Raw genomic sequence first — 14,754 nt, 5'->3', positions numbered from 1 at the left:
GAGTATAGATGGGGGGGGATTGACGCTTTTCAACCCCCAACGGAGAGGGGAATGCAACTTGACATGCCCACGCCCTTCAGGCGCGACAGGGTTTTGTCCGCAGCAGCCCGGCTGCTGTATGGGCCGAGCACCACGCGATTCCAGCCACCGCCGGCGGTAATACGGCTTTCGATGCCTTCAAACGCCAGGCGTGCACGCACGGATTCTGCCTGATCGGTGGCGCGGAACGAGCCGCACTGCACCATCCACTTCTGCTTCGATTCTGGCTTGGTTTCCGTTTCCTGCTTGGCCGCTTCCTGTTTCACTTCCGGTTTCGGCTGCGGTTTTGGCTCAGGATGCTTAACCTGCGCAGGCGGCGGTGTGACCGGCTGCGGTTTGGGTTGCGGCTTAGGCTGCTGCTGCACTGGCTGTGTCGTCGCGCCGTTGTTAAACGGATTACGCGGCTGAGTCACCTGCGGCTGTTGGACCTGTTGCTGCTGGATGGGCTGCTGTTGCATCTGCTGTTGCTGCTGGCGGCTGTTACGCGCAGCGGCCTGTGAAGGGTCGTTATACGGCACTTCATTGAGCTGCGTCGGACGCTGTTGCATATCCGCCTGCATTTGATCCAGCAGTTGGCGCTGCTCGGCGGTCAGCTGAGTCTTGGAGTTGGCTTCGCCGCCGGCCGTCGGTTCGGTCGGGGTTTGTACGCCAATCTGGCGACTCTCCAGCTCTTTGATATAACGCCAACGTTCTTCCGGCTTCGGCGGCAGGCCGTTGCCCGGACGATTGCTGTGCGCAGGCAGCAGCGGTACGTCATCCGGCTTGTTGTGCGTAATGAAATAGAGGCCACCGACAAATATCACCAGAAGTGCGACGGCCAGCGCCAACACGGTTTTGGAGACCTTCGGAGAACTGCGTTTTTTACGGCTGGGGGTTTTTCGCTTAGCTCCTGCTGCGCGCCCACGGCTTACATAGTCTTTTTGTGCCACTATTATTCCGCTGTGTCCTGATGAGGGGATAAGTCCGTCATGTTACTGAACCCTAAAATATTTGACTAGCGTTTAGGGGCAGCCGTGCTGCCTCTGATAATCAATTCACTGTCCAAAAGCCGGGAGCCGCTTGCCACGTTCTGTCCGTGCAACTGCTCCAGCAACAACAGCATTGCCTGCTGGCCAATCTGGTAGCGCGGTTGAGCCACCGTGGTTAACGGCGGATCGCAATACTGCGCCAGTTTAATGTCGTCAAAGCCGACGATGGAGAGGTCCTGCGGTACCCGCAGCCCCATTTTTTTCGCCTGCGACAGCACGCCAATCGCCATTACGTCGCTATGGCAGAAGACTGCCGTCGGTGGTTTTGGTTGCGCCATCAGCGCCGCCAGCGCCTGAGCACCAGCTTCGTAGGTGAAATCACCTCGGGTAATATAGCTGCTTTCGACGCTAATGCCATTACGACGTAGCGCCTGAATGTAACCTTGCAGCCGATAATGGCTCAGCGGCATCTGTTCAGGCCCGGCGACACAGGCGATTTGCTTGTGTCCGAGCTGATGTAAATAATGCACGGCTTCGAAGGCGGCGGTCAGGTTATCGATGTGTACCGTCGGCAGTTCCAGCTCCGGGGCAAACTCGTTGGCCATCACCATCGGCGGCAGATTGCGTTGTTCTTCCTTGCTGGCGTCGAACGGCAGGTTAGAGCCGAGCAGCAGCATGCCATCGATTTGCTTGGTGATAATCAAATTGACGAAGGTGCGTTCCTGTTGGTTTTGTTGCGCGCAGTCCCCAATCAGCACCAGATAACCCTGTTGTGCCGCGGTCTGCTCGATCCCCTGGATCACATCGGCGAAAAAGGGATCGCAAATGTCGGGGACAATCACCAGGATGGTGCGGGATTCGTTGCGCTTGATATTACGGGAGAGAGCATGAGGAGAATAGCCTACGGCCAGCACGGCCTGTTCCACTTTCTGACGCGTCGGCGTTGACACCTTTTCCGGATTCATCAACGCACGCGACACGGTTGCCGTTGAAACGCCCGCCATTTCGGCAACGTCTTTCATGGTTGCCATGGATAATTCTTTCTTGTGTTCCAACGCCTTTCTCCTTGCGTTAGCCCCATGCCAACGCGACTACTTCAGTTTGCTCACAAATTCTGGCGTGCGGTGGAGTTGTTATGATTTAGCGCCATCCGCGCTTAAACATTCGGTCACGGTAGTGCAGCGGTGACAAAATTGCCTTCACAGACATTCTAAACAGAATATGTCCTGCCTTTGTTACCTAATTTGCATAAAAAGTGTGACCTGAGGAGGTTTTTTAGCGTTCGCTCGCAATTTCAAGGGTAAACGTTTGCCTGGCAGGAACTGAATCAGACTTTTCTGGGATCAACTGTCTATCGGGTCGATGTCCAGCGTCCACTTTACCTTGCGTGCCTGCGGCAGGGTGCCGACTAACGGCAAGGTGCTTTTCATCAACCGTTGTAACACCTGCCGTGAAGGGTGTTGCAGCAGCAGTTGCCAGCGGAAACGACCGCCGCGTTTTGACTGCAGTGCGGGAACCGGCCCCATCACCCACAGCGAATCGTCCTTCAGCGGGCTGGCTTCCAGCAGATTGCGCAATTGCTGCAGGAATTGCGGCGCCTGTTGGTTATCGTGATCTTCCGAACGGACAATGATGTGGCTGGTATAGGGCGGCAGGAATACGCTGTTGCGCTCTGCCAGCGTCTGTTTGGCAAAGGCGTCGTAACCCTGCTGCAGCAAGATTTGCAGCAGCGGATGCTCCGGATGGTGGGTTTGCAGCAACACCTCGCCGGCTTTACCTGCCCGGCCGGCCCGACCTGAGACCTGGGTATATAACTGGGCAAAGCGCTCGGCGGAACGGAAATCGGCCGAGAACAGCGCCCCGTCGACGTCCAGCAGTGCCACCAGCGTGACATCCGGGAAATGGTGCCCTTTTGCCAGCATTTGGGTGCCGATCAAAATACGTGACCCGCCGCGGTGAATATCCGCCAGGTGCTGTTCCAGCGAGCCCTTGCGGCTGGTGGTGTCGCGATCGATGCGGGTGATGGGCGTTTCCGGGAACAGCGGCGCCAGTTCGTTTTCCAACTGTTCGGTACCGACGCCCACCGACACCAGGTGTGTCGAACCGCACTGCGGACACTGGTGCGGTACCGGGCGCTGGCTGTCGCAGTGGTGGCAACGCAGTTGACGTTGGTTTTGGTGGAAGGTGTAGTAATGATCGCAACGCTGGCATTCGGCAATCCAGCCGCATTCGTGGCACAGCAACGCCGGTGCGTAGCCGCGACGGTTAAGGAACAGCATCACCTGGTTACCGGCCTTCAAATGGTGCTGCATGCTTTTCAGCAACGGCTGCGACAGACCCACTTTCAGCGGCAGGCCTTTCAGGTCGATCAGGTGTTGAGCTGCCGGTTTGGCGTTGCCCGCACGCTGGGTGAGTTTCAGCTGGCGATATTTACCCAATTGCACGTTGTGCAACGTTTCCAGTGCCGGCGTCGCGGAGCCCATCACCATCGGGATGTTTTCCTCGCGGGCGCGAAAGACTGCCAGATCGCGTGCGTGGTAGCGCCAGCCTTCCTGCTGTTTATAAGAGCTGTCGTGCTCTTCGTCGATGATGATCACGCCCAGGCGTGCAAACGGGGTAAACAGCGCCGAGCGGGTGCCAATGACAATCGCTGCTTCGCCGCTGCGGGCGCGCAGCCACACCGACAACCGTTCGCTGTCGTTGAGGCCGGAGTGCAGCACCTCTACCGGCGCGTTGAAACGTTCGCGAAAGCGGGCGATGGTTTGCGGCGTCAGGCCGATTTCCGGCACCAGCACCAGCGCCTGTTTGCCGGCCGCCAGAATGTTTTCCAGCACGCTGAGATAGACTTCGGTCTTGCCGGAGCCGGTGACCCCGGCCAGCAGCCAGGCGGCGAACTGAGTATCTTCGCTGCGGATGGCACCCACGGCGGTTGCCTGCTCGGTGTTCAGCCGTAACCGTTCGCCCAACACTTCAAAGCCGGGCCGCCAGTCCTGCGTCGCTACCGTCTGGGCCCGTAAATCGGCCAGCCCCTTGGTGCGCAATGCCTGCAAAGCGCTCTCGGTTAACGCCAGTTCATTGACCTGGTGACGATAAACCGGGCGTTGCAGCAACGCCGCCAGCGCCTGCTGCTGTTTGGGGGCACGCTTCAGGCTTTCCGGTGGCGTGGCACGGCCCTGTTCGGTCGCGAACCATTGCCAAAGCGGGGCAGTTTCCGCCGCTTTTCCCTGACGCAGCAGGATGGGCAGCGCGTGGAACAGCACTTCGCCAATCGGGTAATGGTAATAGTCGCTGGCCCAGCGAAGAATACGCCACAGGCTGGGAGAGAATAAGGAGGCGTCGTCGATCACGCTGTCGATCGGTTTGAGCTTATCCAGCGGCAATTCGCTGGTTTCGCTGCACCCGGTGACGATACCGATCGCCCGCTGCTTGCCCCAGGGAACGCCTACGCGCGCGCCGACCGCAGGCTGCAGGCCTTGCGGCAGCAGATAGTCGAAGGTGCGGGCGAGGGGTACCGGCAAAGCAACGTGAACAACAGGCATTGAGGTCATCCAGAGTAAAAAAACAGTCCATCAGTTTACACGGCGCATCGGCAAATGTACGGTTCCGATTGCGTGGTACTTTTAATTCTGTATAATTTGCCGCCTTTGGTATAATTCGATACCAAATTTTATTATCAACCACGTGTGGTGTCTGGCGAAACAGGGCTGGATAGCGACACGGCCTTAACTGAGGTTTCCCATGAAACAAGGTATCCACCCAAAATACGAAGAAGTTACTGCTAACTGCTCTTGCGGTAACGTGATCAAAATCCGCTCTACCGTGGGTCACGATCTGAACCTGGACGTTTGTGGCGAATGCCACCCGTTCTACACTGGCAAGCAGCGTGACGTTGCTACCGGTGGCCGCGTTGACCGCTTCAACAAGCGTTTCAGCGTGCCAGGCGCTAAGAAATAAGATTTCTTATCGTCAGATGAAAAAGGCGCCTTCGGCGCCTTTTTTCGTTTCTACCGTCTGCTTTCGCAGACCGGCGCTTAGTATTCCCAGGTATCGGGATCCACACCCAATTCACGCATCAACAGCTTCGCGGCTTCCGGGATTTCATCGCTGCGTTCTTTGCGCAGGTCTTCGTCGTTCGGCAGCGGCTGGCCGGTAAAGGCGTGCAGAAACGCTTCACACAGCAATTCGCTGTTGGTGGCGTGGCGCAGGTTATTGACCTGGCGACGGGTCCGTTCATCGGTGAGGATTTTCAGGACCTTCAGCGGAATGGATACCGTGATCTTTTTGACTTGCTCGCTTTTTTTACCGTGTTCAGCGTAAGGGCTGACATACTCGCCGTTCCACTCAGCCATGGGACACCTTAAATTTGTCAGAAAAATTACAAAATTCTAAAAACCGGCCAATTATGCCCGATCTTCACTGTTCTCACTAAATAAATGTCAATTTTACGCGACCAGGGTCACTGAATGCGGACGATCAATAGGCGTCGCCTATGCATTCCGGGTTAACATCGTATCGTCATATCAAACTGGCATAATTTTAGCGGGTATTAGGGCTTTGCTCAATCTATACGCAAAGAAGTTTAGATGTCCAGATGTATTGATGTCTATCCTCGCTGCGATTAATCTTTAGGCCTCATTCATCCGAATCCCGAGAGCCGAGCGACCCTATGACGCGTAAACCTGCCACGATTGCCGTACGTAGCGGCCTGAACGATGACGAACAGTACGGCTGCGTTGTTCCGCCGATCCACCTTTCCAGCACCTATAATTTTACCGACTTCAATCAGCCTCGCGCTCATGACTACTCGCGCCGCGGTAACCCGACGCGTGATGTGGTCCAGCGTGCGTTGGCGGAACTTGAAGGCGGTGCCGGTGCGGTGATGACCAGCAGCGGGATGTCGGCGATCCATCTGGTGACCACCGTATTGCTGCAGCCCGGCGATCTGCTGGTGGCGCCGCATGATTGCTACGGCGGCAGCTACCGCTTGTTCGACAGCCTCAGCAAGCGTGGCGCTTACCGCGTGCTGTTTGTCGATCAGGGGAATGAAGAGGCGCTGCAGCAGGCATTGGCGCAAAAGCCCAAGCTGGTGCTGATTGAAAGTCCGAGTAATCCATTGTTGCGCGTGGTGGATATTGCGGCGATATGCGATGCGGCGCACGCAGTGGGGGCCTTGACGGTGGTGGACAACACCTTCCTCAGCCCGGCGCTGCAACAGCCCATCGGACTGGGCGCCGATCTGGTGGTGCACTCCTGCACCAAATACCTTAACGGCCATTCCGACGTGGTCGCCGGTGCGGTGATCGCCAAAGATAAAGATCTGGCGGTGGAACTGGCGTGGTGGGCCAATAATATCGGCGTGACCGGCGGCGCGTTTGACAGCTATTTGCTGCTGCGCGGTATGCGTACCCTGTCGCCGCGTATCAAGGCGGCGCAACAAAACGCCGAAGCTATTGTCAGTTATTTACAGCAGCAACCCTTGGTGAAAAAGCTGTATCATCCTTCTCTGCCACAGAACCCTGGGCACGAGATTGCACGTCGTCAGCAACGCGGTTTTGGCGCGATGCTCAGCTTTGAACTGGACGGTGATGAAGCGCTATTGCGCCGTTTTCTGTCTGCCCTTGAGCTGTTTACTCTGGCAGAATCGTTGGGCGGCGTAGAAAGCCTGATCTCGCATGCAGCGACCATGACCCATGCAGGTATGGCGGCAGAAGCCCGTGCGGCGGCCGGTATTTCCGAGAGCCTGCTGCGTATCTCCGTGGGTATTGAAGACAGTGAAGATTTGATTGCCGATCTGGAACGTGCCTTCCAGGCGGCGGCAACGAGGTAAGCATGAATGCAATTGCGGTAGCAGGGCCGGTGAGCGGGCGTCAACTGCACAAGTTTGGCGGCAGCAGCCTGGCGGACGTGAAGTGTTATCTGCGGGTGGCCGGGATCATGGCCGAATACAGCCAGCCGGGCGACATGATGGTGGTGTCGGCTGCCGGCAGTACCACTAACCAACTGATTAGCTGGCTAAAGCTTAGTCAGAGCGATCGCCTTTCTGCGCATCAGGTACAGCAGACGCTGCGTCGTTATCACAGCGATTTGATTAGCGGTCTGTTACCGCCGGAAACCGCGGAACCCTTGATCGCCGAATTTATTCAGGATCTGGAGCGTCTGGCCGTGTTGCTGGACGAAAAGCTCGACGACGTCATCTATGCCGAAGTGGTTGGCCACGGTGAAATCTGGTCGGCGCGGCTGATGGCAGCGGTACTGAACAAGCTGGATATGCAGGCGGCCTGGTTGGACGCACGTGATTTCCTGCGGGCGGAACGTGCTGCTCAGCCGCAGGTTGATGAAGGTCGTTCTTATCCCCTGCTGCAACAACTGCTGGCGCAGCACCCGGGCAAGCGCCTGGTGGTCACCGGTTTTATTTCACGTAACGACGCCGGCGAAACCGTGCTGTTGGGACGTAACGGCAGCGACTATTCCGCCACTCAGGTCGGTGCGTTGGCCGGTGCGGAGCGCGTGACCATCTGGAGCGACGTGGCCGGGGTCTACAGCGCCGATCCACGCAAGGTGAAAGATGCCTGCCTGCTGCCGCTGCTGCGCCTGGACGAAGCCAGTGAACTGGCGCGTTTGGCGGCTCCGGTGTTGCACACCCGTACTTTGCAGCCGGTATCCGGCAGCGATATCGATCTTCAACTGCGTTGCAGTTATCAGCCGGAACAGGGTTCAACGCGTATTGAACGCGTGCTGGCCTCGGGCACCGGTGCGAAGATCGTCACCAGCCATGACGACGTGTGTTTGATTGAGCTGCAGGTTGCCGGTCAGCATGATTTTAAACTGGCGCAGCAAGAGTTGGATTTGGTGCTTAAACGCGCGCAGATCAAACCGCTGGCGGTCGGAGTTCATCCGGACCGCAGTCTGGTTCAGCTGTGCTACACCTCCGAAGTGGTGAACAGCGTCCTGCACACGCTGCAAAACGCGGGGCTGCCGGGTGAGCTGCAACTGCGCGAAGGCTTGGCGCTGGTGGCGCTGGTGGGTGCCGGCGTTTGTAAAAACCCGCTGCATAGTCATCGCTTCTATCAGCAATTGAAAGACCAACCGGTAGAGTTTATCTGGCAGGCTGAGGATGGCATCAGCATGGTGGCGGTGCTGCGTCAGGGGCCGACCGCGCTGCTGATTCAGGGCCTGCATCAGAGCTTGTTCCGCGCTGAAAAACGTATTGGTCTGGTGCTGTTCGGCAAAGGCAACATTGGCGCACGCTGGCTGGAGCTGTTTGCTCGCGAACAGAAAAACATCTCCGCCCGCAGCGGCTTCGAATTCAGTCTGGCGGGCGTGGTGGACAGTCGCCGCAGCCTGCTCAATTACGACGGGCTGGACGCCAGCCGCGTATTGGCCTTCTTCGAAGATGAAGCGCAGGAACTGGACGAAGAGTCACTGTTCTTGTGGATGCGCGCGCACCCGTTCGATGATCTGGTGGTGCTGGACGTGACCGCCAGTGAAAATCTGGCCGAGCAGTATCTGGACTTCGCCAGCTACGGTTTCCACGTGATCAGCGCCAACAAACTGGCGGGAGCGTCGTGCAGCGCTAACTATCGCCAAATTCGCGATGCTTTTGCCAAGACTGGCCGCCACTGGCTGTATAACGCTACCGTCGGTGCCGGTCTGCCGGTCAACCATACGGTGCGCGACCTGCGCGACAGCGGTGACAGCATTCTGGCCATTAGCGGCATCTTCTCCGGGACGCTGTCCTGGCTGTTCCTGCAGTTCGACGGCACGGTGCCGTTCACCGATCTGGTGGATCAGGCCTGGCAACAGGGGCTGACCGAGCCGGATCCCCGCGTCGATCTCTCCGGCCAGGACGTGATGCGCAAGCTGGTGATTCTGGCGCGCGAAGCGGGCTACGACATTGAACCGAATCAGGTGCGGGTGGAGTCGCTGGTGCCAGCGGGCGCAGAGCTTGGCTCCGTGGATCAGTTCTTTGAAAATGGCGATGCGTTGAACCAACAGATGCTGCAGCGTTTTGAGGCCGCCAGTGAAATGGGGCTGGTGCTGCGACATGTGGCGCGCTTCGATGCCAACGGCAAGGCGCGGGTCGGTGTGGAAGCGGTCCGCCCTGAGCATCCGCTGGCGTCTTTGCTGCCTTGCGACAACGTATTCGCTATCGAAAGCCGCTGGTATCGTGACAATCCGCTGGTGATCCGCGGACCAGGGGCCGGGCGCGACGTCACTGCCGGGGCGATCCAGTCAGACCTTAACCGTTTGGCGCAGCTGCTTTAATTTTCTTGTGGGCGCGCATCCGTCGCGCCCCTCGTTTTTCCTGCCATAATTCTCTGTGTTGCGAACATGAAATTCCTTCTCTTAACGGGTGAGGATTAATCATCGTATTCCCCTCACTTTCCTGTTGACTCTTTAGCCAACATGCGGCATTTTCTATCTAGACGTCTAAACGTATAGACGCTTATCAAAACAAGCAGAACAGCGATCGACAAGAGGCGGACAGGGTATGAGTTTTTTCCACGCAAACCAGCGGGAAGCGCTGAATCAGAGTCTGGCGGAGTTAAATGGCCAGATTAACGTATCATTTGAATTCTTCCCGCCGCGTACCAGCGAGATGGAAGACACCCTGTGGCAGTCCATTGATCGTCTGAGCAGCCTGAAACCTAAATTTGTCTCTGTGACCTATGGCGCAAACTCCGGCGAGCGCGATCGCACCCACAGCATCATCAAAGGGATCAAGGACCGTACCGGTCTGGATGCGGCCCCACACCTGACCTGCATCGATGCGAGCCCGGCTCAGTTGCGTGAAATCGCGACCGATTACTGGAACAGTGGCATCCGTCATATTGTGGCGCTGCGTGGCGACCTGCCACCGGGCAGCGGCAAGCCGGATATGTACGCCACCGATTTGGTGACGCTGCTGAAAGATGTTGGTGATTTCGATATCTCGGTTGCCGCTTATCCTGAAGTGCATCCGGAAGCGAAAAGCCCGCAGGCGGACCTGATTAACCTGAAGCGTAAAATCGATGCCGGTGCCAACCGGGCGATTACCCAGTTCTTTTTCGATGTGGAAAGTTACCTGCGCTTTCGCGATCGTTGCGTCGCTACCGGCATTGATGTGGAAATCGTTCCGGGCATTTTGCCGGTGTCCAACTTCAAGCAGCTGCAGCGTTTCGCCACCATGACCAACGTACGCGTACCGAGCTGGATGACCAGTATGTTTGAAGGGCTGGATGACGATGCGGAAACCCGCAAAATGGTCGGTGCCAATATCGCGATGGATATGGTGAAGATCCTCAGCCGCGAAGGGGTAAAGGATTTCCATTTCTATACGCTCAACCGCGCCGAGATGAGCTACGCCATTTGCCATACGCTGGGTGTGCGTCCGGTCGCGGCCTAATTAACTCTATTCATCATCGGGAAGGGCGCTGGGTCAATGCAGCGCCCTTTTTGTTGGGCGCAATTTCTTCCAATACCGCTGCTGGGCAACCTGTTGAGATGGGGCATCCGTCAGCGAGGGATAAAAAAACGGCCCCTGCAAGCAGGAGCCGTACTTTGGCGCTTAACCTAGCCTGTGTTGCGCATCCCGGCGGCAACGCCGGCAATGGTGACCATCAGCGCCTGCTCAACGCGGGCGTCCGGATGCTCCTGCTGGCGCGAACGGTGCAGCAACTCCGCCTGCAGTACGTTCAACGGGTCGGTGTACACGTTACGCAGCGCAATGGATTCGGCGATCCACGGCAGGTCTTCCATCAGGTGCGCGTCATTGGCGATGGTCAGCACCACCTTGATGTCGCTTTCCAATTGGTCGCGCAGCTGCTGGCCCAGTGGCCACAGTGATTTGTCCACCAAACGTTGATCGTAATATTCCGCCAGCCACAGGTCGGCCTTGGCGAACACCATTTCCAGCATCGCAATACGGGTGGAGAAGAACGGCCAGTCGCGGCACATGGCTTCCAGCTGATCCTGCTTGCCGGCCTTCACCGCTTCCTGCAGACCGGCACCGGCGCCCAGCCAGGCGGGCAGCATCAGGCGGTTTTGCGTCCAGGCGAAGATCCAGGGTATGGCGCGCAGGCTCTCTACGCCGCCGTTTGGCTTACGCTTGGCAGGGCGGGAACCCAGCGGCAGTTTGCCCAGTTCCAGTTCCGGCGTTGCGGCGCGGAAATAAGGCACGAAATCCGGGTTTTCGCGCACGTAGCCGCGGTACATTTTGCATGAGGTGTCTGACAGTTCGTCCATCAGCGTACGCCACTCTTTTTTCGGCTCTGGCGGCGGCAGCAGGTTGGCTTCCAGGATGGCACCGGCATACAGCGCCAGGCTGCTGATGGTGACTTCCGGCAGACCGAATTTGAAGCGGATCATCTCGCCCTGCTCGGTCACGCGCAGACCGCCTTTCAGGCTGCCCGGCGGTTGCGACAGCAGCGCAGCATGCGCCGGCGCGCCGCCGCGGCCAATCGAACCGCCACGGCCGTGGAACAGGGTCAGCGCTACGCCGGCCTTTTCACAGGTTTTGATCAGTGCGTCTTGAGCGCGGTATTGCGCCCAGGAGGCGGCCATCACCCCGGCGTCTTTCGCCGAGTCGGAATAGCCGATCATCACCATCTGTTTGCCCTGGATAAAGCCGCGGTACCAGTCAATATTCAGCAACTGGGTCATCACGTCGTCGGCGTTATTCAGGTCGTCGAGGGTTTCGAACAGCGGCGCGACCGGCAGCGGGAACGGGCAACCGGCTTCTTTCAGCAGCAGATGGACCGCCAGCACGTCGGAAGGGGTGCGCGCCATGGAGATCACGTAGGCGGCAATTGAGCCTTCCGGCGCCTCGGCGATCACCCGGCAGGTTTCCAGCACTTCCTGGGTGTCGGCGCTTGGTTCCCACTTCAGCGGCACCAGCGGGCGTTTGGAATTCAGTTCGCGGATCAGAAACGCCTGCTTGTCGGCTTCTGACCAGCTTTCGTAGTCGCCGAGGCCCAGATAGCGGGTCAATTCAGCGATGGCTTCGGTGTGGCGCGTGCTTTCCTGGCGAACGTCGATGCGTACCAGCGGCACACCAAAGCAGCGCACGCGGCGCAGGGTATCGAGCAATTGACCGTTGGCGATGATGCTCATGCCGCAGGCCTGCAATGACTGGTAACAGGCGAACAGCGGTTCCCACAGCTGTTCGTTATTCACCAGCAGGTCGTGCGGCTTCAGCACGCGCTCGCCTTTCAGGCGGCCTTCCAGATAAGCCTGAGAGCTCATCAGCTGGCTGCGCAGCTGCTTCATGATTTCGCGGTACGGCTCCTGCACCTCATCGCCACCGGCTCGTGCACGCAGTTCCGGAGTACATTCGGTCATCGACAATTCGGACACCAGCACCTGAATATCGCGGGTGAACAGATCGCAGGCTTTCCAGCGGCTCAGCAGCAGCACGTGGCGGGTGATTTCGGCCGTGACGTTCGGGTTGCCGTCACGGTCACCGCCCATCCAGGACGTGAAACGCACCGGCACCGCTTCCGCCGGCAGGCTGTAATCGATTGAGTTTTCCAGCTGTTCGTTGAATTCGCGCAGGAAGGCCGGCACCCCTTCCCACAGGCTGTTTTCCACCACCGCAAAGCCCCACTTGGCTTCGTCAACCGGGGACGGGCGGTGTTTACGGATCTCGTCGGTATGCCACGATTGAGCCACCAACTGGCGCAGGCGACGCATGATCTTGTTGCGCTCGTAGTCGGCCAAATCGTTATGGTCGAGCTGGCTGAGGCAGGTGTTCACCTCTACCAGTTTGTGGATCAGGGTGCGGCGGGTGATTTCCGTCGGGTGTGCAGTCAGCACCAGCTCGATAGAAAGTTGAGACACCGCATTTTGCAGCTCTTTGGTGCTGAGCTTTTTGTCTTTCAGCCGGGTGAACAGCTGGGCCAGCGCTTCCGGGTTACTGGCGGCTTCACCATTGGGTGAAATACTGTGGTATTGCTCGGCGGTATTGGTCAGATTGAGAAACTGACTGAAGGCGCGCGCGACCGGCAGCAACTCGTCGTTGGACAGGTTTTGCAAGGTGGAAAGCAGTTCCTGACGGTGCGCTTCATTGCCTGCACGTGAAGATTTGGAAAGCTTACGGATAGTTTCAACGCGATCGAGAATATGCTCGCCCAGCGCTTCTTTGATGGTATCGCCGAGCAATTTGCCGAGCATACTGACATTACTTCGCATTGCCGAATATTGTTCGTTCATATAACCCCTGACCCAATTCTGTATGATTTTTATCTTGTAAGTAAATTTCACGTGTCAGGCGAAGAGCGCCTGTTTCATCTCGCCACGTTCCTGTCCAATGGTCAATTGACACTATTTTTAGCAAAAAAACATCAAAATCGGCGCATTTTCTGAAATTTAATTACGGCACGCCGGTTATCAGTCTGGCTTATTTCATTGGTTTAATACGTATTTATAGGTAGGGGAAAGGATAAATCATAACCCCTACTTTGTATCAGGTTTATTGACGACAGAAATGATTGACCAACTGGCCCAACAGTTCGCGCGTGGGTTCGATAAAGCCGGTATCGATGTATTCATCCGGCTGATGCGCCTGGTCGATAGAGCCGGGACCCAGCACCAGGGTCGGACAGACCTGCTGGACGAACGGCGCCTCGGTGCAGTAGTTGACCACCTGCGTGCGGGTACCCAGCAGCTTCTCAATCACCGCCACCATCTGGTGATCGGTCGGACACTCGTAGCCCGGTACCGAGGCATGCAGTTCCTCAATACTCAGGCGGCCCGGCCAGCGCTGGCTGATGGGTTCCAGCGTTTGGTGCATCAGTTCGTTGATGTTATCGAGCGTCATGCCCGGCAGCGGACGGATATCCAGATGCAGTTCACAGCAGGCGCAAATGCGGTTAGCGGCATCGCCGCCGCTGATATGGCCGAAGTTCATGGTGGGATAGGGCACGGCGAACGCCGGGTTGTTGTAGCGCTCCTGCAGCGTTTTACGCAGCTCCATCAAACGGCCGATGGTGTCATGCATCAGATCGATGGCGTTTACACCGCGCGCCGGGTCGCTTGAATGGCCTGATTGACCGACGATGCGAATGGCGTTGGCCATATGGCCTTTGTGCGCACGCACCGGCTGCAACGAGGTCGGCTCGCCGATAATTGCGAAGTCAGGGCGGATGCTGGTCGAGGCGGCGAAGTAACGTGCACCGGCCATCGTTGTCTCTTCATCTGCGGTGGCCAGAATGTACAACGGTTTAGTTAATTGGCTGGCATCGATGTCACGCACCGCATCCAGAATAAAGGCAAAAAAGCCCTTCATGTCGGCGGTACCCAGTCCGTAAAGCTTGTTGTCGTGCTCGGTCAGGGTAAAAGGATCGCGCGTCCAGCGACCTTCATCATAAGGCACGGTATCGGTGTGGCCCGCCAGCAGCAAGCCGCCGCTGCCTTCGCCAATGCTTGCCAGCAGGTTGAATTTGTTGCGGCTGTCCGGCACCGGCTGCACGTCGACACGGAAGCCCAAATCGGCAAACCAGCCGGCCAGCAAGTTGATTAACGCTTCATTACTCTGATCGAGGGCACCATCGGTGGCGCTGATCGACGGAGTGGCGATCAACGCCCGGTACAGCTCAATAAATGGAGGTAATTTCATCTTCACTGTTGACAGCCTTTGGTTAGGTTGGTATCAATATTCATGCAGTTATTGTGAATAAAAATACAGTAAGCTGGAGCGTAAGGGAACCCGATTCCCGGATGATTATAAAAACATCAACGCTCGACCTCGTGGGTGAACGGCGAAACAACG

At 57.5% G+C, this 14,754-nt stretch carries 10 protein-coding genes; 4 read left to right on the top strand and 6 right to left on the bottom strand.

The window, feature by feature from the left end; genetic code table 11:
* Positions 1-29: 29 nt before the first annotated feature.
* The 3 genes from ftsN to priA all read right to left on the bottom strand — a co-directional run bounded on the left by ftsN (position 30) and on the right by priA (position 4,546).
* Positions 30-968 (bottom strand): cell division protein FtsN, encoded by a 939-nt coding sequence (gene ftsN, locus H5P17_RS14095; RefSeq protein ID WP_182823541.1) that lies wholly within the window; start codon positions 966-968, stop codon positions 30-32.
* Between the two features lie 65 nt (positions 969-1,033).
* Positions 1,034-2,062: a DNA-binding transcriptional regulator CytR gene (gene cytR, locus H5P17_RS14090; protein WP_020837535.1), complete on the bottom strand. Its 1,029-nt coding sequence runs from the start codon at positions 2,060-2,062 to the stop codon at positions 1,034-1,036.
* Between the two features lie 288 nt (positions 2,063-2,350).
* Positions 2,351-4,546 carry a primosomal protein N' gene (priA, locus tag H5P17_RS14085; protein WP_182823539.1) on the bottom strand — a complete coding sequence of 732 codons (2,196 nt, stop codon included), beginning with the start codon at positions 4,544-4,546 and terminating at the stop codon, positions 2,351-2,353.
* Between the two features lie 199 nt (positions 4,547-4,745).
* Here priA and rpmE point away from each other — a divergent pair, with 199 nt between their 5' ends.
* The gene (gene rpmE / locus H5P17_RS14080; RefSeq protein WP_012147462.1) at positions 4,746-4,961 is read left to right on the top strand and encodes a 50S ribosomal protein L31; all 216 of its coding nucleotides are present in this window, start codon (positions 4,746-4,748) and stop codon (positions 4,959-4,961) included.
* A gap of 77 nt (positions 4,962-5,038) precedes the next feature.
* Here rpmE and metJ read toward each other — a convergent pair whose 3' ends face one another.
* Positions 5,039-5,356 (bottom strand): met regulon transcriptional regulator MetJ, encoded by a 318-nt coding sequence (gene metJ, locus H5P17_RS14075; protein ID WP_012147461.1) that lies wholly within the window; start codon positions 5,354-5,356, stop codon positions 5,039-5,041.
* 317 nt (positions 5,357-5,673) lie between these two features.
* On the opposite strand from metJ, the gene metB reads away from it, so the two are divergent.
* The 3 genes from metB (at position 5,674) to metF (ending at position 10,392) form a co-directional block, all read left to right on the top strand.
* The gene (metB, locus tag H5P17_RS14070; RefSeq protein ID WP_020837533.1) at positions 5,674-6,834 is read left to right on the top strand and encodes a cystathionine gamma-synthase; all 1,161 of its coding nucleotides are present in this window, start codon (positions 5,674-5,676) and stop codon (positions 6,832-6,834) included.
* A 2-nt stretch (positions 6,835-6,836) separates the two neighbouring features.
* Positions 6,837-9,272, top strand: coding sequence for a bifunctional aspartate kinase/homoserine dehydrogenase II (locus H5P17_RS14065; protein WP_044554924.1), 2,436 nt, complete (start codon positions 6,837-6,839; stop codon positions 9,270-9,272).
* Between the two features lie 226 nt (positions 9,273-9,498).
* Positions 9,499-10,392, top strand: a complete 894-nt coding sequence (gene metF, locus H5P17_RS14060; RefSeq protein WP_044554925.1) for a methylenetetrahydrofolate reductase — start codon at positions 9,499-9,501, stop codon at positions 10,390-10,392.
* A gap of 167 nt (positions 10,393-10,559) precedes the next feature.
* Here the strand turns inward: metF and ppc are convergent, their stop codons facing one another.
* Both ppc and argE read right to left on the bottom strand, forming a co-directional pair.
* The gene (gene ppc, locus H5P17_RS14055) at positions 10,560-13,196 is read right to left on the bottom strand and encodes a phosphoenolpyruvate carboxylase (RefSeq protein WP_046374890.1); all 2,637 of its coding nucleotides are present in this window, start codon (positions 13,194-13,196) and stop codon (positions 10,560-10,562) included.
* A gap of 259 nt (positions 13,197-13,455) precedes the next feature.
* On the bottom strand, positions 13,456-14,601 hold the full coding sequence (gene argE, locus H5P17_RS14050; protein ID WP_182823537.1) for an acetylornithine deacetylase: 1,146 nt from the start codon (positions 14,599-14,601) through the stop codon (positions 13,456-13,458).
* Positions 14,602-14,754 lie beyond the last annotated feature (153 nt).

The organism is Serratia sp. OS31 (assembly GCF_014164835.1).
In the GTDB taxonomy this organism is placed as follows: domain Bacteria; phylum Pseudomonadota; class Gammaproteobacteria; order Enterobacterales; family Enterobacteriaceae; genus Serratia; species Serratia liquefaciens_A.
The sequence above is the reverse complement of the archived record's forward strand: the minus strand, read 5'-3'. Positions and strand labels throughout refer to the sequence as shown.

Bases quoted from the DNA above. Each gene is read 5' to 3' on its own strand.
- priA (WP_182823539.1), bottom strand. From the start codon at position 4,546: ATGCCTGTTGTTCACGTTGCTTTGCCGGTACCCCTCGCCCGCACCTTC.
- metB (WP_020837533.1), top strand. From the start codon at position 5,674: ATGACGCGTAAACCTGCCACGATTGCCGTACGTAGCGGCCTGAACGAT.
- H5P17_RS14065 (WP_044554924.1), top strand. From the start codon at position 6,837: ATGAATGCAATTGCGGTAGCAGGGCCGGTGAGCGGGCGTCAACTGCAC.
- ppc (WP_046374890.1), bottom strand. From the start codon at position 13,196: ATGAACGAACAATATTCGGCAATGCGAAGTAATGTCAGTATGCTCGGC.
- rpmE (WP_012147462.1), top strand. From the start codon at position 4,746: ATGAAACAAGGTATCCACCCAAAATACGAAGAAGTTACTGCTAACTGC.
- metJ (WP_012147461.1), bottom strand. From the start codon at position 5,356: ATGGCTGAGTGGAACGGCGAGTATGTCAGCCCTTACGCTGAACACGGT.
- metF (WP_044554925.1), top strand. From the start codon at position 9,499: ATGAGTTTTTTCCACGCAAACCAGCGGGAAGCGCTGAATCAGAGTCTG.
- argE (WP_182823537.1), bottom strand. From the start codon at position 14,601: ATGAAATTACCTCCATTTATTGAGCTGTACCGGGCGTTGATCGCCACT.